Source organism: Janthinobacterium sp. BHSEK (assembly GCF_056174685.1).
The window spans coordinates 1-4556 of record NZ_JBWBYV010000173.1 but is presented as its reverse complement, the minus strand read 5'-3'; the positions used below and the strand labels follow the sequence as shown (position 1 = coordinate 4556).

4 protein-coding genes are annotated in these 4556 nt (G+C 57.4%); 3 read left to right on the top strand and 1 reads right to left on the bottom strand.

What is annotated here, in order from left to right:
- On the top strand, nucleotides 1-583 hold a 583-nt coding region (locus AC0V2Y_RS28065), incomplete at its 5' end, for a TonB-dependent siderophore receptor (RefSeq protein WP_475418443.1).
- A gap of 94 nt (nucleotides 584-677) precedes the next feature.
- Here AC0V2Y_RS28065 and AC0V2Y_RS28060 read toward each other — a convergent pair.
- Nucleotides 678-1181 carry an STY0301 family protein gene (locus AC0V2Y_RS28060; RefSeq protein ID WP_475417935.1) on the bottom strand — a complete coding sequence of 168 codons (504 nt, stop codon included), beginning with the start codon at nucleotides 1179-1181 and terminating at the stop codon, nucleotides 678-680.
- A 482-nt stretch (nucleotides 1182-1663) separates the two neighbouring features.
- Here AC0V2Y_RS28060 and AC0V2Y_RS28055 point away from each other — a divergent pair, with 482 nt between their 5' ends.
- Nucleotides 1664-2401 carry a LemA family protein gene (locus AC0V2Y_RS28055; protein ID WP_475417934.1) on the top strand — a complete coding sequence of 246 codons (738 nt, stop codon included), beginning with the start codon at nucleotides 1664-1666 and terminating at the stop codon, nucleotides 2399-2401.
- The gene (locus AC0V2Y_RS28050) at nucleotides 2398-4131 is read left to right on the top strand and encodes an MAG1210 family protein (protein WP_475417933.1); all 1734 of its coding nucleotides are present in this window, start codon (nucleotides 2398-2400) and stop codon (nucleotides 4129-4131) included. Before AC0V2Y_RS28055 ends, AC0V2Y_RS28050 begins: the two co-directional genes overlap by 4 nt.
- The last annotated feature ends 425 nt before the right edge of the window (nucleotides 4132-4556 follow it).

Sequence of the window (4556 nt, the reverse complement as noted above, 5' to 3'; positions counted from 1 at the left end):
GTTGAAACCCAGCCGCGGCAAGCAGCTGGAGACCGGTGTGAAATACCAGCCTGACAATTCGCGCATCTTCTTTGGCGCCGCCCTGTTCGACTTGCGCAAGACCAACGTCGTCACCTATGACAACATCAGCGGCGATACCCGCCAGATCGGCAAGCAACGCTCGCGCGGCATCGAGCTGGAAACCAAGGCCGAGCTGACCCGCGACCTGAACCTGACGGCGTCGCTGACCAAGATGAACCTGAGGGTGCTGGAAAGCGCCGACCGCACCGAGGCCGGCAAGGTACCCGCCACGGAACCGCAGCAGATGGCCTCGCTCTGGCTGGACCAGACGCTGGCCAAGGGCTTCGGCATCGGCGGCGGCGTCAACTACGTCGGCCCGCGCCAGAACGACGAGGCAAACACGTCGCTGGCAGGCGGCTATACGCTCTTCACCGGCATGCTGAAATACGAGACGGTACGCTGGCAGCTCAGGCTCAACGCCAGCAACATGCTCAACAAGCGTTACTACACCATCTGCTACCACGGCGAATGTTACCTGGGCGCCGAGCGTGCGGTGACGGCAACGCTCAAATACCGGTTCTGATCGCTGGAGCGAGCCGCTTGATGAACGGCTCGCTCAGGCGCATCGGGCTTTGCGGCCTGCGATCCCCCCAGCGATACCGCTGATACCAACTCACTTACCGGCAATCGATATCGATCTCATTCTGCCCGACCTTGCTGCCTTTCCTGTAGGTAAATTCGCAAAGGCTGACACTGTCGTCCATTCTCCTCGACAGCGTTACCTCACCATGCACGCCGTAACCGCATTGCAACCACTTGCCGTCTGGATAGCGACCTTCCAGGCGATAGCTGAGCGTCGTGTCCCCTTTCTTCCTGCGCTTCCCGCTGGGCACCAGCTGCCCCCTGCGCTGCGGCGCGCCATCGATCGGCGCCGCGGCACTCAGGTAGAGCGGGCTGCCGATATACGGCGTCCAGCCAGCTGGCACGGCATCCAGTTTGATTGAAGTCGCCGGCACGCTCTCCGGGCAGGCATCAGCGGCGGGCATCGCAGCCTGCGCAAACACAGGCAAGATGCAGCAGGCGAATGGCGGACCTGACCCTGGCCCTCGCAATGCCTCAGCACGTGTTCGAATGCCGGACCTGACCCTGGCCCTCGGAATGGCAGAAGTATCACCATGCACACCGTCACTGTATTGCAGCCACTTCCTACATTTCCTCTATTTGACGATGGCAGAGCCTTAATAAATTCTTGATCATTTATTTCTCCGCAAAGTTTGCTCTGGCGCCGCCGAAGATTCGGTGGCGAGCGGGGATCGGTTACAGGCTCGGAAGAAATTTATTGGAAGGCTGCGGCCGGCTGGAAGCTGGCGTCCGTTATCCCGTGTTCCGCCTCCCTGCCGCCGGGCTGATGCAAGCGCTTGACTTAAAACTCGCCGCACCGGAAAGTGTCCAAGTTTTTTCCCGAAATTTAACATGAAATATCGGCTTGACCGCCCTTGATTGGCTCTCCTCCTTCAAGATATGATGGCAAAAAAATTAATTTTGGGAAACTTACACAATCCACCGACATTTTGCTCCCGCACTTCAAAAGCTACAGCGAAATATTTTGCAACCGAGCGAGAGTCGCTCAATCAGAAACACTCAATACAAAGGATTTTCAAGCATGGCAAATGATTTGGACGAAGTAACTGGCCCGATAAATGAGCAAGGGCGCGACATCAACGTCATCAGCAAGCAAATCTCCGTCCAAGTCGGCACCGGGTCGCTCATATTTGAAATCGCCCTGTGGGCGGTCCTTCCGTTGATCGGCGGCTTGGCGCTGCTGACCGGTACGTTGCCGCAAACGTACAGCTTGGGACTCCTGGTGCTGGGGGCACTGCCAGGCCTGATCTTCCTGTTCATGAAGATCTCCGCCCTGGCGTATCTGCGCAAGCTGCAGCAGAAAATCCAGGCCGATGCGTCACAGATCGACAATTATCTGGAACAGCGCGTCGTCGTCCTGAACAACGTGGTTGGCCTGGTCGCGAAAGCGATCGACCTCGACAAGGACGTGATGAAGTCGGTAGCGGCTTACCGGAGCGGACACAACGCCGACGCCGAACGCAATCAGGCATCCCAGAAAATCGACGGGATTTTTTCCCGCATTAACCTGGCGTTCGAAGCCTACCCGGATCTGAAGGCACACGCCGTCATTGCCGATGCCATGCGCCAGAACAGTTATCTGCAAAAGGAAGTGACCGCCGCGCGCACGCTGTATAACGATACCGTCGGCATGTGGAACCAGGACGTCTTTGCCTGGCCGACCAAGCAAATCGTTGCGGCGCGGCAAGGTTATACCACGCGCATTCCTTTCACTGCCTCCGCCGAAACCAAGGCTGCCGCCCGGAGCGTCTTCTTTTGATCAACGACGTCCATGAACCATTGGAGCAGTATTCTTCCCATTTCAGAAATGCTCACGCCAGCAATACGTCGGACTTTTTCGAAGACCTCGTGCGCCGTTCCGGCGTGGACGAGAACGCCAACATCGCGACAGTGCAGGAACTACGCGTGCTCGAAAAGCAGGCCGCGGGCGCCGGTTCCAGCAACAAATGGTGGCGTATCCTGCGCGGCGCCAGCATCGTCGCCGCGCTACTGGCGGCACTCTATCTCTACACCCATTACGCATGGCCATGGCTCACGGTTCCAGCGATTGCGCTTGCCGTCGCGATTCATACGCTCAACCGCATCATCAACGATTCCGACGCGCAATTAAAGCGGCTGCAGGAAGCCTGCGACGAGAAGCGTGCCGTGGCCTGGGGCCAGATGGTGCCGCTGAACCGCCTGTACGACTGGGATATCGTGACGAAGCTGATGCAACAAACAGTGCCTCGCATCGCATTCGACCCGTATTTCAGCAACGGCCGCATGGAAGAGCTGCGCAACAGCTTTGGCTGGTATGGCAATCTTGGTGACGACCACTCGATCGAGTTCTCACACAGCGGCGTACTGAACGGCAACCCGTTCATTCTTGCGCGCACCTTGTCACACTCGATGGGCAGCAAGACATACCATGGCTCGCTGGCTATCAGCTGGACGGAACAGTACCGCAATTCACAAGGCAAAACGGAAACCAGAACCCGCCACGAAACTCTGCGGGCCTCGATCGAACGTCCGATGCCCGAGTACGAGAACCAGACGTTTATCGTCTACGGCAACGAAGCGGCGCCGGATCTCGTGTTCAGCCGCCACCCGTCAAAACTCTCCAGTCTGGAGGACGGCTTCTTCGACAAATGGCGGAAGAATCGCGCCATCAAGAAGCTGGAAGAAAAGTCGCGCGATGTCGACGAGGGGAATACTTTTACGGTGATGGCCAACCGCGAATTCGACGCCTTGTTCGATGCCACGGACCGCAACCATGAGGTACAGTTCCGGCTGTTGTTCACGCCGTTGGCGCAACAGGAAATGCTCAAGCTGCTCAAGGATAGTCAGACAGGTTTTGGCGACACGTTCGTATTCGAAAAAACCCGCATGATCAACGTGCTGGAGTCGGGACATATGCGCGCGACCGATATCAGCGGCGCCCCGGAGAAATTCTTTGCCTACGAACTTGCCCAGGCGCGCCTGTTTTTCAACGCCTATCACAACGATTTCTTCAAGTCGTTCTACTTTGGGATCGCCCCGCTGCTTGCCATCCCCTTGTACCAACAGCATCGACCGCACTCGGACATCTATCAAGACACGTATTCGCACAAACCCTGTTTCTGGGAGCATGAAGCGATTGCCAATTACCACGGCGAGGCGATGTTCAAGCATCCCGAGTGCGTCACGCGAAGTATCCTGAAGACCTCCATGCAACAAGAGGCCGACGGATCGCAGAAAGTGCAGGTAACGGCCAGCGGCTTCCGCAGCGTCGCGCGAACCCACTACGTCTCCGTGAGAGGTGGAGATGGCCGCTCCCATCAAGTTCCAGTGCATTGGGACGAGTACTTCGAGGTCGAGAATAGCGCCAACATGCTGGTAAAGGAAACGGCTGCGCCAGACAACACTGCTACGGATGATGTCGCGTTGCCGCCGGCGTTTTCACAGCGTGGCATCGATGCCGGGAGGACGGTGCTGCGCCGGTCGATTGTTTCTGCGGTTTTGACTGGTTAGGGCGACTTTGCGGATTGCGTGCAGATCATCGTCAGCATCGCATTAAATTCGGTGATTACGGTGATGGTGGGGTCGATTGCGGGGTTTCTGGCCCAGCGGCCGGGCTGGGTGGCGGTGCAAAAGTGGACGATGGAGAGGACGTGGAGGACGCGGGGTTAAGGACGCAGGAAGGACGCAGGGTCAGGTCTGCCATTTGGACACGAACTGATACGCTAGGCGCCGTAAAAGCATGCTCATTCACAAAATTGATTAGAACCAGTAACGCGCTGGGCTTCAGCGCAGCGACAGCAGTTGGTCGATTCGAAGCGCACTGCCCTGCGCCTGAGGAACGAAGTGCTTCTCTCCGCGTATAGACGAAAAAAGAAAAAGCTACCCAAAGGTAGCTTTTTCTTTTTTCGAGAGGGGGATTCAAATCCTAGCCCGGA

Excerpts from the sequence above, each read along its gene's own strand:
- AC0V2Y_RS28055 (WP_475417934.1), top strand. The coding sequence starts at position 1,664 with ATGGCAAATGATTTGGACGAAGTAACTGGCCCGATAAATGAGCAAGGG.